Origin of the sequence: Caballeronia sordidicola (genome assembly GCF_000729995.1) — a bacterium.
GTDB lineage: Bacteria > Pseudomonadota > Gammaproteobacteria > Burkholderiales > Burkholderiaceae > Caballeronia > Caballeronia sordidicola_A.
This window is the reverse complement of sequence record NZ_JNFG01000136.1, coordinates 1-405: the sequence shown is the minus strand read 5'-3', so window position 1 is coordinate 405 and position 405 is coordinate 1. Positions and strand designations below refer to the sequence as shown.

General features: G+C 63.2%; 1 protein-coding gene. It reads right to left on the bottom strand.

Going from position 1 to position 405, the window contains the following annotated elements; genetic code table 11:
- Positions 1–334: acyl-CoA dehydrogenase family protein (locus FH08_RS0134070; RefSeq protein ID WP_031362642.1), on the bottom strand; the 334-nt coding region annotated here is incomplete at its 3' end.
- Positions 335–405: the final 71 nt, after the last annotated feature.

Sequence of the window (405 nt, the reverse complement as noted above, 5' to 3'; positions counted from 1 at the left end):
GCCGTGGCAGATAGGCGCTCTTCTGCTCGTCGCTGCCGTTTCGCAGCAGGGTGAACATGTTGTACATCTGCCCATGGATGGTGCCGGAATTGCCGCCGCAGCGATTCACCTCCTCCAGGATGATGGACGCCTCGGCCAGGCCCAGCCCCGAGCCGCCATAGGCTTCCGGAATCATGGCGGACAGCCAGCCCGCCTCGGTCATCGCCTGGACGAAGTCCTGGGGAAAGCCCTTCTGCTCATCGATCCTGCGCCAGTACTCGGCCGGGAAGCCGGCGCAGAGGCCACGGACGCCGTCGCGAATGGCAGAGAATTCTTCTTGTCGTTCGTCCAGCATGGGAGTTTCTCTCTTGTCGTTATAGGGGCACCGCTGTCACTCGAATCGCAGCCGAGCCACCTGGGCTGCAC